Origin of the sequence: Ruminococcus sp. YRD2003 (assembly GCA_900109435.1) — a bacterium.
Taxonomy (GTDB): Bacteria; Bacillota; Clostridia; order Oscillospirales; family Ruminococcaceae; genus Ruminococcus; species Ruminococcus flavefaciens_G.
Genome location: FNZT01000013.1, coordinates 12,234 through 32,334 on the forward strand (window position 1 = coordinate 12,234; position 20,101 = coordinate 32,334).

General features: G+C 49.9%; 10 protein-coding genes. All 10 read left to right on the forward strand.

Features of this window, described 5'->3' with window-relative positions; genetic code table 11:
- Positions 1-135 precede the first annotated feature (135 nt).
- Entirely contained in the window at positions 136-606 is a 471-nt protein-coding gene (gene rpsG / locus BMX22_RS11725; protein WP_031559491.1) for a 30S ribosomal protein S7, read from the forward strand.
- Between the two features lie 18 nt (positions 607-624).
- Positions 625-2,703: an elongation factor G gene (fusA, locus tag BMX22_RS11730; RefSeq protein WP_074742627.1), complete on the forward strand. Its 2,079-nt coding sequence runs from the start codon at positions 625-627 to the stop codon at positions 2,701-2,703.
- Positions 2,704-2,864: 161 nt separating this feature from the next.
- Positions 2,865-4,064: an elongation factor Tu gene (gene tuf, locus BMX22_RS11735; protein WP_028519684.1), complete on the forward strand. Its 1,200-nt coding sequence runs from the start codon at positions 2,865-2,867 to the stop codon at positions 4,062-4,064.
- A gap of 854 nt (positions 4,065-4,918) precedes the next feature.
- Positions 4,919-14,758: an MSCRAMM family protein gene (locus tag BMX22_RS11740; RefSeq protein WP_074742628.1), complete on the forward strand. Its 9,840-nt coding sequence runs from the start codon at positions 4,919-4,921 to the stop codon at positions 14,756-14,758.
- 162 nt (positions 14,759-14,920) lie between these two features.
- Entirely contained in the window at positions 14,921-15,280 is a 360-nt protein-coding gene (locus BMX22_RS11745; RefSeq protein WP_074742629.1) for a hypothetical protein, read from the forward strand.
- Positions 15,277-15,912 carry an endonuclease III gene (gene nth / locus BMX22_RS11750; protein WP_074742630.1) on the forward strand — a complete coding sequence of 212 codons (636 nt, stop codon included), beginning with the start codon at positions 15,277-15,279 and terminating at the stop codon, positions 15,910-15,912. The genes BMX22_RS11745 and nth overlap by 4 nt, the downstream gene beginning before the upstream one ends.
- 10 nt (positions 15,913-15,922) lie before the next feature.
- Positions 15,923-16,297, forward strand: coding sequence for a hypothetical protein (locus tag BMX22_RS11755; protein ID WP_074742631.1), 375 nt, complete (start codon positions 15,923-15,925; stop codon positions 16,295-16,297).
- Between the two features lie 139 nt (positions 16,298-16,436).
- Entirely contained in the window at positions 16,437-16,838 is a 402-nt protein-coding gene (locus BMX22_RS11760) for a secondary thiamine-phosphate synthase enzyme YjbQ (protein ID WP_074742632.1), read from the forward strand.
- The gene (locus BMX22_RS11765; RefSeq protein ID WP_074742633.1) at positions 16,835-17,551 is read left to right on the forward strand and encodes an NAD-dependent protein deacylase; all 717 of its coding nucleotides are present in this window, start codon (positions 16,835-16,837) and stop codon (positions 17,549-17,551) included. Before BMX22_RS11760 ends, BMX22_RS11765 begins: the two co-directional genes overlap by 4 nt.
- A 195-nt stretch (positions 17,552-17,746) precedes the next feature.
- Positions 17,747-20,032 (forward strand): glycosyl hydrolase, encoded by a 2,286-nt coding sequence (locus BMX22_RS11770; protein ID WP_074742634.1) that lies wholly within the window; start codon positions 17,747-17,749, stop codon positions 20,030-20,032.
- The last annotated feature ends 69 nt before the right edge of the window (positions 20,033-20,101 follow it).

Below are 20,101 nucleotides of genomic sequence, written 5' to 3' on the forward strand. Positions count from 1 at the left end.
ATATAGATCGCTATATTCCCTCTGCATTGGCTGCAAACATACCCTGCGGCGAAGCGGAGCTCCGCACGAGGAGCAGTAACCGCAGCGGTACGAGTACCTATGAATTCATGAATCTATGTGAAGGAGGGAAGCGAAATGCCAAGAAGAGGTAATATCGCAAAGCGTGATGTATTACAGGATCCTGTATACAACTCAAAGCTCGTAACACGCCTTATCAACAACATTATGCTCGATGGTAAGAAGGGTGTTGCACAGAAGATAGTTTACGGTGCTTTTGACATCGTAGCTGAAAAGACAGGCAAGGACGCTCTGGAGGTATTCGAGCAGGCTATGGAGAATATCATGCCCGAGCTCGAGGTCAAGGCTCGCCGTCTCGGCGGTGCTACTTACCAGGTACCTATGGAAGTTAGACCCGAAAGACGTCAGACACTCGGTCTCCGCTGGATCACTAAGTACTCCAGAGAGAGAAACGAGAAGACTATGAAGGAAAGACTTGCCGGTGAGATCCTCGACGCGCTCAACGGAACAGGCGGTGCCTGCAAGAAGCGTGACGATACTCACAAGATGGCTGAGGCAAACAAGGCGTTTGCTCACTACCGCTGGTAAGAGCCAAAGGAGGATACTATGGCAAGAGATTGTTCACTGGAGAACACCAGAAATATCGGTATCATGGCTCATATCGATGCCGGTAAGACCACTACTACCGAGCGTATCCTTTTCTACACCGGTGTAAACCACAAGATCGGTGAGACACATGAAGGATCCGCTACTATGGACTGGATGGAGCAGGAGCAGGAGAGAGGTATCACGATCACCTCTGCTGCTACAACTTGCTACTGGGCAGGCCACAGACTTAACATAATCGACACTCCCGGACACGTTGACTTCACTGTTGAGGTCGAGCGTTCGCTCCGCGTACTCGACGGCTCTGTTACCGTTCTCTGCGCTAAGGGAGGCGTTGAGCCCCAGTCTGAGACCGTTTGGCGTCAGGCTGATAACTATAAGGTACCCCGTATGGCTTATGTAAATAAGATGGATATCATGGGTGCCGACTTCTACCGTGTCGTTGACATGATGAAGGACAGACTCAAGTGTAATGCCGTTCCGATACAGCTCCCCATCGGTGCTGAGGACGAATTCAGAGGACTTATCGACCTCGTTGAGATGAAGGCTTACATTTACACAAATGACCTCGGTACAGATATCAAGGTAGAGGATATCCCCGAGGATATGAAGGAACTCGCTCAGAAGTACCACGACGATATGGTAGAGCACGTTGCAGAGCAGGACGAGGAGCTCATGATGAAGTACCTCGACGGCGAAGAGCTCACTCAGGAAGAGATAAAGCACTGCATCAGAAAGTCTACTATCGCTAACGAAATGGTACCTGTATGCTGCGGTACTTCATACAAGAACAAGGGCGTTCAGAAGCTCCTCGATGCTATCATCGACTATATGCCTTCTCCGCTCGACGTTCCCGCTATCAAGGGCGTTAATCCCGATACAGATGCCGAGGAGGAGAGACCTTCCTCCGATGACGCGCCGTTTGCAGCTCTCGCATTCAAGATCGCTACAGACCCGTTCGTTGGTAAGCTCGCGTTCTTCCGCGTTTACTCAGGTATCATAAATCAGGGCGACTCCGTTCTGAATGCCACCAAGGACAGCAAGGAGCGCTTCGGCCGTATCGTTCAGATGCACGCTAACCACAGAAAGGACCTCACGACCGTTTACTCGGGCGATATCGCCGCGGCTGTAGGTCTCAAGAACACCACAACAGGTGATACTCTCTGTGATGAAAAGCACCCCATTATCCTCGAGTCTATGGAATTCCCCGAGCCTGTTATCCAGCTCGCTATCGAGCCCAAGACAAAGGCAGGTCAGGAGAAGATGGGCATCGCTCTCGCAAAGCTTGCTGAAGAGGATCCTACTTTCAAGACATGGACTGACGAGGAAACAGGTCAGACCATCATCGCAGGTATGGGTGAGCTCCACCTCGACATTATCGTTGACCGTCTCCTCCGTGAGTTCAAGGTAGAGGCTAATGTCGGAGCTCCTCAGGTTGCATACAAGGAAACTATCAAGGGCACAGCAGACATCGACTACAAGTACAAGAAGCAGTCCGGTGGTTCGGGTCAGTACGGTCACGTTAAGATCCGCGTAGAGCCCAATGAGTCGGGCAAGGGTTACGAGTTCAAGAACGCCGTTGTCGGCGGTTCTATCCCGAAGGAGTACATCCCTGCTGTTGACGCAGGTATCCAGGGCGCTATGAAGTCCGGTATACTCGCAGGCTATGAAGTTGTTGACGTCAAGGTAGAGCTTTATGACGGTTCTTACCACGAGGTAGACTCTTCGGAAATGGCATTCAAGATCGCAGGTTCGATCGCGTTCAAGGAAGCTCTCAAGCAGGCTAATGCTATCCTCATGGAGCCTGTTATGAAGGTCGCTGTTATCGTTCCCGATGACTACACAGGTACTGTTATCGGTGACCTCAGCTCACGCCGCGGTCAGATACAGGGTCAGGAAGCAAGAACAGGCTCTGTTCAGATCGACGCTCTCGTTCCGCTTTCTGAAATGTTCGGCTATACTTCAGACCTCCGCTCCAACACACAGGGACGCGGTCAGTACACAATGGAGCCCCACAGCTACCAGGAAGTACCGAAGAGCATTGCCGAGAAGATCATGGCTTCCAGAAGCAAGAACTAAGTCCTTTATATTGCTGAATAATGGCTTAAAAAGGCAATTATCAACAAAATCATGTGTTTCGGAGAAAGAAATTTCTCCAAAACACTTGAATTTACCAGAACAATCTGTTATAATATATATACAGATTTCTGTATTTTTCTATATTAAGGAGGAAATTTCCAATGGCTAAGGCTAAATTTGAAAGAACCAAACCCCATGTAAACATTGGTACTATCGGACACGTTGACCACGGTAAGACCACTCTTACAGCTGCTATCACAAAGACTCTCGCTTTGAAGGGTCAGGCACAGTACGAGGCTTACGATATGATCGATAAGGCTCCCGAGGAGAGAGAGCGTGGTATCACAATCAATACAGCTCACGTTGAGTACGAGACAGACAAGCGTCACTACGCTCACGTTGACTGCCCTGGTCACGCTGACTACGTTAAGAACATGATCACAGGTGCTGCTCAGATGGATGGTGCTATCCTCGTTGTTGCTGCTTCTGATGGTCCTATGGCTCAGACAAGAGAGCACATCCTTCTCGCTCGTCAGGTTGGCGTTCCTGCAATCGTTGTATTCATGAACAAGGCTGACCAGGTTGACGATGAGGAGCTCCTCGAGCTCGTTGAGATGGACATCCGTGACCTTCTCACCAGCTATGACTTCCCCGGCGATGATACACCTATCATCAAGGGTTCTGCTCTTGCTGCTCTTAACGCTCCCGATGACCTCAGCGATCCCGCTTACAAGCCGATCCTTGACCTCATGGATGCTGTTGATGAGTACATCCCCAGCCCTGAGCGTGACGATGCTAAGCCTTTCCTCATGCCTATCGAGGATACAATGACCATTTCCGGTCGTGGTACCGTTGTTACAGGTAGAGTAGAGCGCGGAAAGCTCAACGTAAACGAGCCTGTAGAGATCGTTGGTCTCTCCGACGAGAAGCTCAACACTGTTGTTACAGGTCTTGAGATGTTCAGAAAGACTCTTGACTTCTGTGAGGCCGGTGATAACGTTGGTGCTCTTCTCCGTGGTATCACAAGAGATCAGGTTGAGCGCGGACAGGTTCTCTGCAAGCCCGGCTCGATCCACCCCCATACAAAGTTCAGCGGTCAGGTTTACGTTCTGAAGAAGGAAGAGGGCGGCCGTCATACTCCTTTCTTCAACAACTACAGACCTCAGTTCTACTTCAGAACTACCGATGTTACAGGTGTTGTAACTCTTCCTGCTGATAAGGAAATGTGTATGCCCGGCGATAACGTTGCTATGGACGTTGAGCTCATCACTCCTATCGCTATCGAAGAGGGACTCCGTTTCGCTATCCGTGAGGGTGGCAGAACAGTTGGTTCAGGCGTTGTTACAAAGATCAACGAATAATCAATTACCCTAAATATGAAGAGCCCGTTCCGTTTGGAGCGGGCTTTTTGCATTCGGCGGCTTATCCGATTTAATGACATTGCGTATGAGGTTCGTGTGCCGCCTTTTCTGTACGTAATTGTCTGTAACAATTATACAATTAGTTGAATAATAAAGTGGGCGTCGGTCAGCTTTTTTGTACAATGTGGTGCCAGACTATCACAGGGGTGAGCTCGCGGCAGAAGTTACTTGGCATTATGCATTAATTACAGAGCGATTTTATATGCTGATTTGTGATATATGACATGAAGTTGTAATATTTCGGGTTCCAAAAAGGAATATTTGTATACAGCAAAATGTACAATTAGTTCCGGACGCTCAAAAATGGCACTTGGATGACGGACAAGCCGCAAATTGTGTGTAACGCTTTTGGATTGTCTGTACAACTTGAGGGATGCGTACAACTTCAGTCATGTGAATATAATGAAAAATCGCGGAATACTCCGAATGGCTTTGAGAATTATTTAACAGGCGATATAAAAAAATCATATGTAAGTCAAATAATCCGCATATATAGGCGATATAACAATACAAGACGATTAAATATATTTACTCTGATAACCAAGAATGGTCGAAAGTGCGAAAAATACCGTCAAAATGTAGCTTAGAGGGTCGTGTGAACTCTTTGTGCAATGTAAACAATTTTTGAATTGGAATTTCTTGAATGTATTATTTCAAGGATACTTGAAATTCGGTTTACATTATGTTATAATGAAGTTATTAAAAATGGGCATGTCATGTCAACGCGTATGTACAAATATGGTTGACCAATGCGCGTTTTTAGAAATATGATATAGAAAGGATGGGATCAAACCATGAGAAAAACATTGGGCAAACGTTTGATAAGCGGCGTTACCTCCGCTTTGATAGCGCTTTCTCTCACAATGCCTAATGGCATTACCGACATGGCGAGCAAACAGCTTGCGGCTAAGGCTGCGGGTCCTGTGGCATCTCTGACAGGCGATGACATGAGTGTTCCGTTTGGAATGACGTCTACCCTTGTCAATGTTGCTGATGTTTCTGCAAGGGTAAAGATAAGGGACACTCAGGGAAATCATATCACCGCATCTACGGGTGATAATGAGTATTACCTTATCGTACACGCAACGACCAAGGACACGTATTCGGTGTCGGATTGGTGGGGAAATGTAACGGAGAATCCGTTTACTGATTATCCTGACGCTTCGCGTGAATTCAGTGCGATTTATGAAATAAATCTTAATAACGCTGATGAATTCAAGCAGAGCCTCGCAACCGACTTCCTGCCGATTCACACTGACCCCCCTGCGTACCCGGGAGGACCTGAAACAAAATACGCTCCCGACATTGCAACGCTTGATTTCACGGTTGTAAAAAACAAGGGAACGGAGGAGCTTACCAAAGCAGATATTGGCAACACAAGCAAGTATGATGAAGTCGATAACATTAACGGTATGCCTCTTTCGTCAAATAATAAAATCACGAATATTTCAGCATATCCCGCAGATTACTGCGTTGAGATCAAGGCGGAGGGCGGTCACAGGGTCGATGTCAATTATTATGACTTTGACGGAACTACCCTTAAAAAAGTGGAGACCGACGAATCTGCAAAATACTATGTTCTCGCCAAACTCAAGGATGGCGACGGCAAGGTCGTTGGTTATTCGAGCAACGAGATCAACCCCGAAGAAAACGCATCATCGACGGTGCATCTGTACGAATTCAAGGAGATCGACGAGTCAGGCGTAGAAACAGGTAACACTATCGCCTATGATCCGACAAAGTATACCATTGATACCGGAGACGAGAAGATCCGTGTTTATCACACGTTGACCAAGGAGAAGACTATTGAAAAATATGCCGGCTTCTCTGACCCCACTCTGGCAACGTCGGAAGTTATTGCTCCTTATATATTCGTAAGCAATAATACTGTAGGCAATGTTACTACTATCACAGCAAAGAAGGAGCATGTGGCCTACGATCTTAAGCTGGTATTTGACGATAATGCATCAATATCGGCTGCAAAGAATTATTATATTCTTCTGGATACCCTGCATCAGAGCGGTGACCATACATATTACTTCAGTAAGCTTGAGCTTGACGGAAGCAGCAATGAGTATGTCATTCCGATACAGACGAAGGACGAGACAAACTGGAAGTACGATAACGGTATTCCTTCGCGCTTCTCAGGCGGCGAGCAGTCTGTAACGGCAAAGATCTATGCGGGAAAAGATGATACAAAGATCAACAATATTAAAAATGGTGAGGCGGCTGAGGTAGAGATCGGCGATCCTATCGAAGGTTATAATTTCGTTAGTGCTGATACAAGCTTTGATACTAAGAATGTATCCACCGACGAAGCTGGTCAGAAGACTGCCAGCTATACAGCGACGCTTAACTTTAAAAAGTCGACTTTTGATGATGAGTATACTTTTAAGTCTATTCTTGGCAATGGCGTGAATTTTGGTATCACAGCAGACAGATATTTCCAGAATGGTCACGCACAGACAAATTTTGCTGCAAATTATTATCAGACATCCAATGTTATGCAGCCTAATCTCTCGGGACCTTCGGCTGGACATATTTACATTGCAAATTATGCTGATTTTAATGGCGGAGAAAAGACTACTGTTGACGAGTCGAATATCGTAGAGCCTGTTGAGTTTAGCAACAGTGCGCCCAAAGGTATATTTGAACTTGGATCTTGGGATCCTGCCAAGGCTCCTGTCGTCCATGTTTCCGAACCTAAGAGTGTCGGCCCCAAGGATCTGGTGAAAAGACCCGGCAATGACGACGGCGCAGAGGTAAAGAAGGAAAACCCTGCTGAAATGACGAATACGGTCATTGAACCTATCATCGCTCATATGAAGGAGGTTTCCAAGGAACTCAAGGATCATCCTGCTAATATTAAGCCTGCTATTCGGGACGGGAAAGCATACATTGATGCTACCTCACTGCCCGAGAATGTTGAGATTTACGTTGACGCAGATGATATCAGCAGTTATCTTGCAAAGTCAGGTCACGTAATTATTAATCTCAATAAGGGACAGACAATTGTTTTTAATTACGACGATGACTATAAGGCTACTGATATCATTGAGATCCAGGCTGCTGTTCTTAAGGTTGGCGATGAGGAATATAAGGCAGATGATACGACAGGCGACCAGTATTGCAGACACATTGTTTACAATCTCAATACTGTAAAGAATGCAAGGCTCGATACTGCGGGCGGTATCTTCCTCAATCCCAATGCAGATTCTTATATGAAGACCGACCAGACCTCTCACGGTTGGCTGATCACAGACGGCTACTATGAGAATAAGGGCTCTGAATGGCACTTCAATTATCAGGATCTCGAAAATGATGAGTTCACTCCCTCACCTGTGACAACTTCTACAACTCCATCTACAACTTCTACCACATCTACTACATCAACTACATCATCTACTTCTTCATCTTCATCTTCATCTTCTACTTCGACTTCTACTGCAACTACCACATCAACATCATCGACAACATCTTCGACTACTACTGAAACAACTACCACCACTGTTATCACAGCCCACATCAGCAAGAGGGATATCACAGGCGGCGGCAGCACTGAGCTCGCAGGCGCTACCCTCATTGTAAAGTCTGATGAAGGTAAGGACCTCTCAGGCGTAACGGGCAAGCAGGGCGAGAAAGACGTAACTCTCAACACGGACACTTCCGGACAGGTCAAGTTCGAGTCGGGTACTGAGGAGACAGTTCTTTCGGGACTTCCCGCAGGTAAGTACACGCTTATCGAGGACACCGCTCCTCTCGGTTACACAACTGATACCAATATCACTTTCGAGATCACCGAGGACGGAAAGATCAAGGATGATAAGTCTCTCGTTCTGAGCGACAGTGTTATTACAGCAACTATCAGCAAGCAGGCTGCTGCCAACAGCGCTGAGCTTGCAGGCGCAAAACTTACATTTACACTATTAAAACCCGCGGTGACAGATTATGACCTCTCCGCTGTAAAGATCAGCGGCGGCGCAACAGACATCACCAAGGAATCTACAGCTATTTCATTCGTATCAGGCAGCACTCCCACGACGCTTTCAATGCTCCCCGCAGGAGATTATGAGCTCACAGAGACTAAGGCTCCCGATGGATATGAAAAGGCTGAGACTATCAAATTTACCATCGGCAAGGACGGTAAGATAGCAGATACAACAGACAACAAGATCGTTATGCTCGACGATTCCTTTGTTGAGATAAGCAAGGAAGCACTCGGTGCTACAGGCGAGCTCGCAGGAGCTGAGATGACTCTTACGCTTACAACTCCCAAGAAGGCAGGCACAGACCTTGCTCAGACGGGTGCAACAAGCGAAACAGGTCTCTCTGCTGACAAGAAGTCCATCAGCTGGACATCGGGCGCGTCCTCCAAGAAGATAAAGAATCTTCCCGACGGTGAGTACACTCTTACAGAGACAAGTGCTCCCACTGACTACAACAAGGTAGAGTCAGCGTTCACATTCACTATTGAGAACGGACTTATCAAGGGTACACCTACGGCGGTAACTACAGGTGAGTCCTCTATCTCGGCAGACGGAACTAACAGGATAGTAGTTCTCGATGCTCCCAAGGAAAAGCCTACTGTTTCAATAACAAAGACAGACGCTTCGGGTGCTAAGGAGATAAAGGGCGCGACTATCGAGCTCTCAGGTGTCAAGAAGGACGGTGTTACGGCTGTCAAGTTCCCGAAGGGCAACATTACGGTTCCCTCGGACGGCAAACTTGTAACAGCTTCTGATGAGAGCGAAACTCTCGTATGGATAAGCGGTTCTTCCGAGGCGAAGATCGTTCTTCCCGAGGACGGTACATATACTATCCACGAGACAGCAGCTCCCAAGGGCTATAAGGTAACTACCGACATCACATTTGTTGTCGAGGACGGCAAGGTGGTCGGCAGCACTGACCTCAAGCTCAAGGACGACATCATCACAGCTACTATCAGCAAGACGGGTCTCCTCGGCGACGATGCAAAGGAGCTTCCCGGAGCTAAGCTCACCATTCAGGCTGAAGACACTACAGCAGATTTCACAGCTGTAACTGCCAAGCAGGGTGATACCGATATCACAGCCAAGCTCGTCAAGAGTGCAGGCAAGATCACATTCACATCGGGCGAGAAGGATACAGTCCTCTCGATGCTCCCCGCAGGCACATACACTCTCATTGAGGACACTGCTCCTCTCGGCTACACTAAAGCTACAGAGATTAAATTCGTTATCGACGAGAACGGCAAGATCACTGTTGATGAGAAGGACGTTGCAGGCGTTGTCAAGATGAACGACAAGCCTATAACGGCTACTATCAGCAAGCAGGAGATAATCGGCGGTGAGGCTAAGGAGCTCGCAGGAGCTAAGCTCACAGTCAAGGCTAAGGATTCCACTGTTGATCTCAGCGGTGTTACTGCAAAGCAGGGCGAGACAGCTGTATCGCCCGACACGTCCGTTGCAGGTCAGATAACATTCACATCGGGCACTGAAAAGACTGTTCTTTCTCAGCTTCCCGCAGGCGAGTATACGCTCCACGAGGACACTGCTCCTCTCGGCTATTCCAAGGCTCAGGATATCACATTCAAGGTCGATGACAAGGGCAATGTCACTGTTGACGAAAAGGCTGTTGCCTCCGTTGATATGACAGATTCCGTCATCACTGCGACTATCAGCAAGAAGGATATCACAAACGGCGGCAAGGAGCTCGCAGGAGCTACTCTCACCGTACAGTCGAATGACGGCAAGAAGCTCGGCGGAGTAAAGGGCGTTCAGGGCGTCAAGGACGTTGAACTGAAGCTCAGCGATGACAAGACTGCAATAACGTTCACATCGGGTGAACAGTCAACAGTTCTTTCAAAGCTCCCCGCAGGTTCATACACTCTCATTGAGAATACCGCTCCTCTCGGCTACACGAAGGATACAAAGGTAGACTTCGTCATCACCGAGGACGGCAAGACTCAGATAAGCGAAAAGGACGTTGAGTCCGTTGACCTTTCGGATGAGGTCATCTCTGCGAAGATAAGCAAGAAGGACGCTACAAACGGCGGCGCTGAGCTTGCAGGCGCAGAGCTCACATTCACCCTTGTAAAGCCTGCAAATGAGGGCGAGGATCTCTCCGCAGCTACAGTAAGCGGCGGTGCTTCCGCTGTTGAGAAGACAGCTGCAACTATCAAGTTCACATCAGGCGAAACAGAGACGATCATTTCAAGACTTCCCGCAGGTGAGTATACACTTGAGGAGAATACCGCTCCTCTCGGCTATACCAAGGACACTAAGATAACCTTCACTATAGGCGACGACGGTAAGATCAAGACAGAAGGCATCACTGACAACACTCTCGTAGTTAATGATGAAGTCATTACTGCTTCTATCAGCAAGAAGGCTGTTTCCAACGGTGCCGAGCTCAAGGGCGCTAAGCTCACAGTCAAGTCTGTCGGCGAAACTCCCGCAGACCTCAGCGGCGTAACTGCTGCACAGGGCGGAAAGAAAGTCGAGCTTGAGATAAGCGAGGACAAGTCGGCTATATCGTTCACATCGGGCGATGTTGAGACAGTTCTCTCCAAGCTTCCCGCAGGTACTTATACTCTCACCGAGGATAAGGCTCCCGCAGGCTATGAGAAGAAGGACGAATCCGTAACATTCACTATCGACGATGAAGGCAATGTCTCAGGCGATACTGCTATGTTCGACAATGCTGTTGTCGAGATAAGCAAGAAGGAAGTCGGCGGCTCTGACGAGCTCGAGGGCGCTGAGATGACGCTCACTCTCGTTGAAGCTACAGGCTCCGTAACAGACCTGACAAAGACCGACATCAAGCCCGAGGACCTCTCGGCTGACAAGAAGTCGGTAACATGGACATCGGGCAAGGACTCCAAGAAGATAACCAACCTCCCCGACGGTAAGTATACTCTCGAAGAGACAGTTGCTCCCGAGGGATTCGAGAAGGTTGAGACCAAGTTCGAGTTCACGATCACAAGCGGCATTATCACAGATTCCAAGCCCGCTCAGACAAACGGTTCGACTATCCAGGCAGAGGGCACAAACAAGATACAGGTAACTGATAATCCCAAGGAAAAGCCCGCTGTTCCGATAAGCAAGTCTGCACTCGGTGTTCCCGAGCTTGCAGGTGCTGTTCTTACACTCACAGGTGTCAAGAAGGACGGTACTACCGCGGTAGGATTCACTAAGGAGTCTATCGTAGTGGGCAAGGACGCAAAGCTCGTAAGCGCTGAGTCCGATGCACTCGTTTGGATAAGCGGTACAAGCGCTACGCTCGTATATCCCGAGGACGGTACATATACCCTCCACGAGGAAGCAGCTCCGAGCGGTTTCAAGGTAACAACAGATATAATCTTCACAGTTGAGGACGGCAAGGTAACATCTATCAAGACAGCCGACGGAAAGGCACTTGAAACTGTTACTCTTACAGATGACGCTATCACTGTTCCGTTCAGCAAGAAGGCTGCCGCAAACGGTGCCGAGCTGAAGGGCGCAGAGCTCACCATCACTCTTGTAAAGCCTCTCAACACAGGCGATAACCTCCTCAATGTAACTCTTACAGGCGGCGGTAAGCTCATCTCTCAGGACGAGAAGACATTCAAGTTCACATCGGGCGAGACAGAGTCGATACTCTCCAAGCTCCCCGCAGGTGATTACACTCTCGAAGAGAATACAGCTCCCGCAGGCTATGAGAAGAGCAATGAGAAGATAACATTCTCGATAGACGAGAACGGCAAGGTAACAGGCAAGACCGAGATGCTTGACAACTCTGTCATCGAGATAAGCAAGAAGGCTGTTGGCGGCAGCGAAGAGCTCAAGGGCGCTCAGATGACCCTCACTCTCGTAAAGCCCAACGGCTCGACAACAGACCTGTCACAGACAGGCGACAAGGACCTCTCGACCGATAAGAAGTCCATAACATGGACATCGGGCGACAGCTCCAAGAAGATAACAAACCTCCCCGACGGCGAGTACACTCTTGAAGAGGTCGTATCTCCCGAGGGCTACGAAAAGGTAGAGAGTACGTTCACATTTGAAGTTGAGAACGGTCTCATCAAGGGAACTCCTACAGCAGTTACAACAGGCGAGTCCTCGATATCTGCTGACGGAACAAACAAGATAGAGGTTCTTGATGCACCCAAGCCTGTGACAACGGCTCCTACAACATCTACGTCGACATCGACATCCACATCCACATCTACGTCGACAACAACATCAACCACTACAACAACAACCACGACAACTACAACAACAACCACGACAACCACCACAACAACCACGACAACTACAACAACAACCACGACAACCACCACAACCACAACGACCACCACAACAACTACAACTACAACAACTACTACAACTACAACAACAACTACAACAACTACAACACAGCCCACAACCACAACCACAACAACTACTACGATAACAACAACTACTACGACAACCACGACCCAGCCCGAGACCACCACTACGACGACTATCCCGCTTTATAATGTAAGCATCAACAAGGTAGACGTCGGCGGCGCAGAGGTCGAAGGCGCGACCCTCAAGCTCACAGGCGTCAAGTCTGACGGCACTACTGCTATAGAGTTCACAGCGGATTCTATTCAGGTAGGCGATGGCGGAATCCTCGAGAATGCCGCAGGTACAGCACTCGTATGGATAAGCGGTACGAAGGCAACTATCGTATTCGCTGAGGACGGTACTTATACCCTCCATGAGGAAGCAGCTCCCAATGGCTATCTCGTAGCAAGCGACATCACATTCGTAGTCGAGGACGGCAAGGTCACAGTAGACGGCAAGGCTGTTGAAGAGGTAAATATGGTCGACGAAAGAGAGACCACTACTTCCACATCAACTACCACAACTACAACGACAACCACCACATCGACTGAAGAAACAACCACTACCTCGAAGCAGACAACACAGCTTCCCGGTACAGCAACAGGCACAACTACTACAGTGGTATCCTCTGTTCAGGGCGGCACTGCTATCCAGACAGTAACTCTGGTAACAAACGTGCTCATCAGCAAGAGAGATACACACGGCACAGAAGTAGCGGGCGCAACGCTCACTCTCACAGGTAAGGATGCGGACGGCAACGATATCGTATTCGACCTCGAGAATGTTGAGCTTGGCGAGGGCGCAGAGCTCATTTCCGAGACAAACGGCACTGAGATCAAGTTCAAGTCAGGTACAGCACCCACAAACTTCAAGAACCTTGTGGACGGCAAATACATACTCCACGAGGAAGCAGCCCCCGACGGATATGAGGTAACAACGGATATCAGATTCGAGATCGAAGACGCTATCGTTTACGGCGACACGCTCAGCGACGGTACTGTTGTAATGACAGATACTAAGAAGGGCGAAGTTGCAATAAGCAAGAAGAACGTGTTCAGCGAAGAGATCCCCGGCGCTACACTTACCCTCACAGGTAAGGATTCCAAGGGCAATGCGATCGTATTCGACATCACAGAGTTCGTTCCCGGCACAGGCGCTAAGCTCATAACTACCGAGAACGGCACTGAGCTCACATGGACTTCCGGTACAACATCATCTCTCGTCAAGAACCTCCCGAGCGGTACATATGTACTCGAGGAAGAGGCTGCTCCGAGCGGATATGTGGTAACGACAGACATTGAGTTCACTATCGAGGACGGCGTTGTTACAGGCGAGACCAACGTAACAGGCAACACCGTTACAATGATCGATGACATGAAGGAGACTTCTGTAAACATCAGCAAGAAGAATGTATTCGACGAGGAGCTCCCCGGAGCAACACTTACACTCACAGGTACAGACTTCACAGGCAGAGAGGTCATCTTTGACATCGAGGATGTCGAGCTCGGCACAGGCGCTAAGCTTGTAACCACCGAGAACGGCAAGGAGATCACATTCATCTCAGGTACAACAGATACGCTCATCAAGGGTCTGAACGACGGTACTTATACTCTCACCGAGGAAGCAGCTCCTAATGGCTATCTGGTAACAACAGCTATCACATTCACCATTGAGGACGGCGTCGTAACAGGCACTGAAGTTACAAGCAGCACTGTTACAATGATCGACGAGATGGTCGTTACGGATATCGCGATAAGCAAGAAGAATACTGTCGGCGACGAGATAGAGGGCGCTCAGCTCACTATCACAGGTAAGGACAGCAGAGGCGAAGACGTGGTATTCGACATCGAGAAGGTCGAGCTCGGCACAGGCGCTAAGCTTGTATCTACCGAGAACGGCACAGAGCTCACATGGACATCGGGTACTACCGCAACACTCGTTAAGGGACTTCCCGACGGTACATATACTCTCCATGAGGATGCAGCTCCGAGCGGCTACGTTGTGGCTACCGACATCACGTTCACAATTGAGAACGGCAAGGTAACAGGCGAGGTCGGCGTTGAGGGTACAACAATAACGATGATAGACGATATGGTCGTTACTACTACCTCCATAACAACGACATCGACTACAACTACAACTACAACAACTACCGCAACGTCCACTACAACAGCTACGACCACGGGCTCTAAGACCTCCAATCCTAAGACTGGTGTTGCAGGCGCAGGCATCCCGCTCGCAGTGATAATCACAGCAGCAGGTGTAGCTTTCGCAGTACGCAGAAAGAGAGAGGACGAGGAATAATTGAATAGCTCGCTGATATGAAGCGATATTCTCCCTCCCCCGAGCGATCGGGGGAGGTTTTTTTATGATGCTGTTTTGTGCGTGGGCGGTACGTTTGGCTTGACATTCAATGCGTAATGTTGTATAATTTAAGTACAGTAAAACCGATTGGAGATGGGCAATATGACTGAATATCTCACCGCTTATATGAAGTCCGCCGAGGAGCGGCTCGGTAAGTGCTCCTCGCTCTCGGAGTGGCAGAAGCTCTTCGACGAGCATAAGGACAAGATAGCTTTCATGCAGCACGAGCGCATCGTCCACTTCCTTGTGACGATGATGTTTGCACTGATACTAACGATACTGGTATGCACTATGTTGTTTACGCAGAATCTCGCTGTACTCGTGCTCGTCGCGATAATGATAGTGCTCATCGCGTTTTACATAAAGCACTACTACTTCCTTGAGAACACCGTGCAGAAAATGTATAAGGTCTATGACGCTATGCTCGCGAAGAAAGAAACACTTTCTGAGGAGGTAAAGTGACTAAAAAGGAGATAGCGGCACTCGCGGTCGCGGAGCTTGAAAAGCTGTACCCCGATGCGGAGTGCTCGCTTGAGTACGGCAAGCCCTATGAGCTGCTCATTGCGACAAGGCTTGCGGCTCAGTGTACCGACGCGCGTGTCAACATCGTGACGAAAGACCTGTTCGCGAAGTACCCGACACTTGAAGCATTCGCGGAGGCTGACCTTGCGGAGCTTGAACAGGACGTCAAGCCCTGCGGTTTCTACCGCACAAAGGCGAAAAGCATCATCGAGATGTCACAGGCGCTCATCAGCACCTTCGGCGGAGTTGTCCCCGATACGATGGAGGAGCTCCTCTCGCTGTCGGGAGTCGGACGCAAGACCGCAAACCTCATTCTCGGCGACGTCTACGGCAAGCCCGCAGTCGTGACCGATACCCACTGCATACGCATCACAGGCAGGCTCGGGCTCACGAAGAATACCGAACCTGCAAAGGTCGAGGCTGACCTGCGCAAGCTGCTGCCTCCCGACGTGTCGAACCGATTCTGTCATCAGACGGTGCTGTTCGGGCGTGACATCTGCCGCGCGAGAAGTCCGAAATGCGGCGAGTGTACGCTGAATTATTTTTGCAGGGACTTTGCGAAGAAGAAATAGGGGGTACGCTATGTCACACAAGAAAAAACAGCACCAAAATCAGATAAAGCAGGAAGCGGCACATACTGCAAAGAGGAGCAAGGCTGCGTCTGCTGCGGCAGCATCTCCGAAAGCTAAAGACAGCCACTACGACTTTTCGGTACCGCGCTCCTGCGTCATGTCGAGCGGAACGTCGAGCAAGTTCAGCTCGCACTCGATAAGATATTTCGTGTACAGCTCGGGCAGCACGGTGATGATATGCTCTGACTTCGTGGTGCAGGGCGATACCTATATGGGCTGCTCCGCTTATTGCAGGACACTTGGTGCGGTCGGAGAGTTTCGCGGCATGAGTCGTGAGGACGTTGAGCGCGAGGCGTATGACGCGTGGATGGACGGTGCGCGCTGACAGGAGGTTGGCTTGCGCAGCATAAAAAGAAAGCATATCAGAAAAAGCTCGATTTCCTGAATAAAGCGGAGAGTTACCTGAAAAAACAGAAGAGGAAATAACACGGATAAATTGAGAAAATATCTAAGGAGGAAAACTTATGCTATTCAATTTTCAGCTCAGCACCCCGAAGGAGGGGCTCGTCGACATTACAGCCGAGGTTACGGAGGCTATCTCCGAGAGCGGCGTCAACGAGGGTATATGCGTGGTGTACTGCCCGCACACGACGGCGGCTATCACCATTAACGAGAATGCCGACCCCGACGTCAAGACCGATTTCATCGCGGGATTTGACAAGGTGTTCCCCGACTTTGAGTCATTCCGCCACGCGGAGGGCAACTCCGACGCGCATATAAAGTCGTCGGTCGTAGGCGCGAGCGAGACTATCATCGTAACAGCGGGACGTCCGCTGCTCGGTACGTGGCAGGGCGTGTACTTCTGCGAATTTGACGGTCCGCGCAACAGGAAATTCTACGTCAAGGTAATGGGGGACTGGAAATGACGGACGAGGTAAAAAGACTGAAAGAGATAGTTGACGGCTCGGAAAGCATCGTATTCTTCGGCGGCGCGGGAGTCTCGACCGAGAGCGGTATACCCGACTTCCGAAGCGTGGACGGGCTTTACAGCCAGCAGTGGGACTACCCGCCCGAGACCATTCTCAGCCACACTTTTTTCATGCATAAGACAGAGGAGTTTTACCGCTTCTACCGTGCGAAGATGAACGCCCTTGACGCTAAGCCGAATCCCGCCCATATCAAGCTTGCCGAGCTGGAGGAGCAGGGGAAGCTTACAGCAGTCGTTACGCAGAATATCGACGGACTTCATCAGGAGGCGGGCAGCAAGCGTGTATACGAACTGCACGGGAGCATACGCCGCAACAACTGCACAAAATGCGGAAAGTTCTACGGCGCCGAGTACATCTTCGGTGGCGAGGGCGTGCCTAAGTGCGAGTGCGGGGGCATCATCAAGCCCGATGTTGTGCTGTACGAGGAAGGGCTCGACGATGCGACCGTCAGCGGTGCGATAAGCGCGATATCGAGCTGTGATACCCTCATAATCGGCGGTACGTCGCTGAACGTGTATCCCGCGGCGGGACTTATCCGCTATTTCAGGGGTAATTCGCTCGTTATCATCAACAAGTCGCCCACACAGTACGACAGCAGTGCCGACCTGTTGATATGTCAGAACATCGGAGAGGTGTTCTCGCAGATATAAAGATTAAACTATTATTTGTTTAAGTGGATAATTAAGCTGTGCTTTGTGAGTTGTACCCAAAAGTACAGCTTTTTTGTTGTCTGAGTATACGAAGATTGTGACCAATTTGCAAATTTTTCCAAAAAGCATTGATTATCCAACCTTAATGAAGTATAATTAAAGTACAAGTTAATCTGATTCGGAGGGATAATTAAGATGAAGAATGTATTTTTGAAGAGAGCAAGCGCTCTTGCCATGTCGGCGGCTCTTGCACTCAACGGCTCTGCCGCGGGCTCGGCTGTCAGATTCACCGCTGACGCTGCCGATGATGCCAAGTTCGAGTTTGAGGATGCGGATGTAACAGGAAAGACTGCTCCAGAAACGGACTCAGCTGCCAGCGGCGGAAGTGTCCTCTACATGAAGGACGACGGCGTCATCGAGATGGAATTCGAGGTCGCCTCAGCAGGTATGTATGACCTTGTCATCTACGCGCACGGCGTTGGCGGCTCCAAGCAGCAGGACCTCTACATCAACGACGCTTCACAGGGCTCGCTCTCCATTCCCGAGGGCGATACCTACCAGCCTATCAAGTCCGCAGTCAAGCTCAATGCGGGCAAGAATACGCTGAAGATCAAGTCTTCGTGGGGCTGGACGATGTTCGACTACTTCACCGTAGGCACTACTGTTCTGCCCGACATCAAGGCTTCGCAGACCACTCCGTGTGACCCGCTCGCTACCAAGGAGACCCAGAGCCTTATGGCTTACCTCAACAGCGTGTACGGAAAGAACATAATCTCGGGTCAGCAGGAGATATACAGCGGCGGTCCTCACGGACTTGAGACCGAGTTTGAGTATCTCAAGGATACAACGGGTCACTATCCCGCTATCCGAGGCTTTGATTACGGCAATTTCTGCTGTCCCGCATACGGCAGCGACGACGGCTCCACAAAGCGCATCATCGACTGGGTAAAGGAAAAGAACGGCATAGCTACGGCTTCTTTCCACATCAACGTGCCGAACAAGATGGAAAGCTACACCATCGGCGACCGTATAGACTGGGCTCAGACTTCGTACAGCGCCAAGGATAACGATTTCTCGCCCAAGAAGGCTTACACCAAGGGAACGAAGGAATACGACTACTACCGTCAGTCACTGGAGACTCTTGCGGCTGAGTTCAAGAAGCTCGAGGCTGAGGGAGTTCCCGTGATATGGCGCCCCCTCCACGAAGCCGAAGGCGGCGGCGGAGAGACAGGTTCGTGGTTCTGGTGGGGCAAGGAAGGCTCTGCCGTGTACAAGGAGCTGTGGAAGTATACCTACACGACCCTGACCGAGGACTTCGACTGCCACAACCTTATCTGGGAGTGGAACAGCTACAACTTCGACACCTCTGCCAACTGGTACCCCGGCGACGACTACGTTGATATCATCGGATACGACAAGTACAGCTGTGTAAAGTACCTCGCCGAGAACAACTGGCAGGCTTCATATGTACACGATGACGGCTCGTACTCCTCGACTTTCTACAGCATCATGGAGAAGTACGACAGCAAGAAAATGGTATCAATGGCTGAGAATGACAGCTTCTCGACAGTCGGCAACCTCACCGAGGACAAGGCAGGCTGGCTCTACTTCTGCACATGGTACGACGGCGGCGGAAAGACAAACTTCCTTTCTGACCCTATCTTCAACACCAAGGAAGATACTATCGAAATGTATCAGAGCGACTACTGCATAACTCTCGACGAGCTCCCCGAGGACCTCTACAAGAACGGTACCGATCCCGACCCGTCAACGACCAGAGCCACAAAGGCTACGACAACTACAGTCAGTACTACTGCTGCGACTACTACTACCACTTCCGACGCTTTTACTTTCAAGGTCATGAAGCAGAAGGTCGAGCTCCCCGAGGGCAGCAAGGAAGGCTGCACTCTCGAGTACACGATAAAGGGCGCTCCTAAGGCTTCTCTCGGCGGCGCTTTCGGATTCGGCACATCAGCCGACGACTGGACCAACATCGAATGGAAGGGCGACGCTTCCGCAGACGGCGAGCTCATCGGCTCCATCAAGCTCGATGAAGTACCCGACAGCATGACCACGGGCGAGTTCCAGATATGGTGGTCGAATGTGTGGGACGCTGCGGCTGAAAAGGGCATCGACCAGCCCTGCGAGATAACCGACCTCAGTGTTATCACTGATGTTGTCCCCGTTTCCTCAACGACTTCCACTACTGTGACCAATGCTACAACTACTGTCACAACTTCTGCTGAGGCTGTAAAGGCTACCCTCATCGGTGACGCTAACCTCGACCAGAAGGTCTCCGTTGCAGACGCGGTAGCTATACTCCAGTCTATCGCAAACGAAGACAAGTACGGCTTGAAGCCCGTGGGCAAGGCGAATGCGGATTGCTGCGACGTCGGCGACGGCGTGACAGCCAAGGATGCACTTGCTATACAGCGTCTTGATGCGAAAGTGATAGATAAGCTTCCCGAAACAACAAAATAATTGAAAAAAGAGCACCGCAGGTGCTCTTTTTTTGCGGCTCTCCGTGCTGCAAGGATTTGACTTGATATT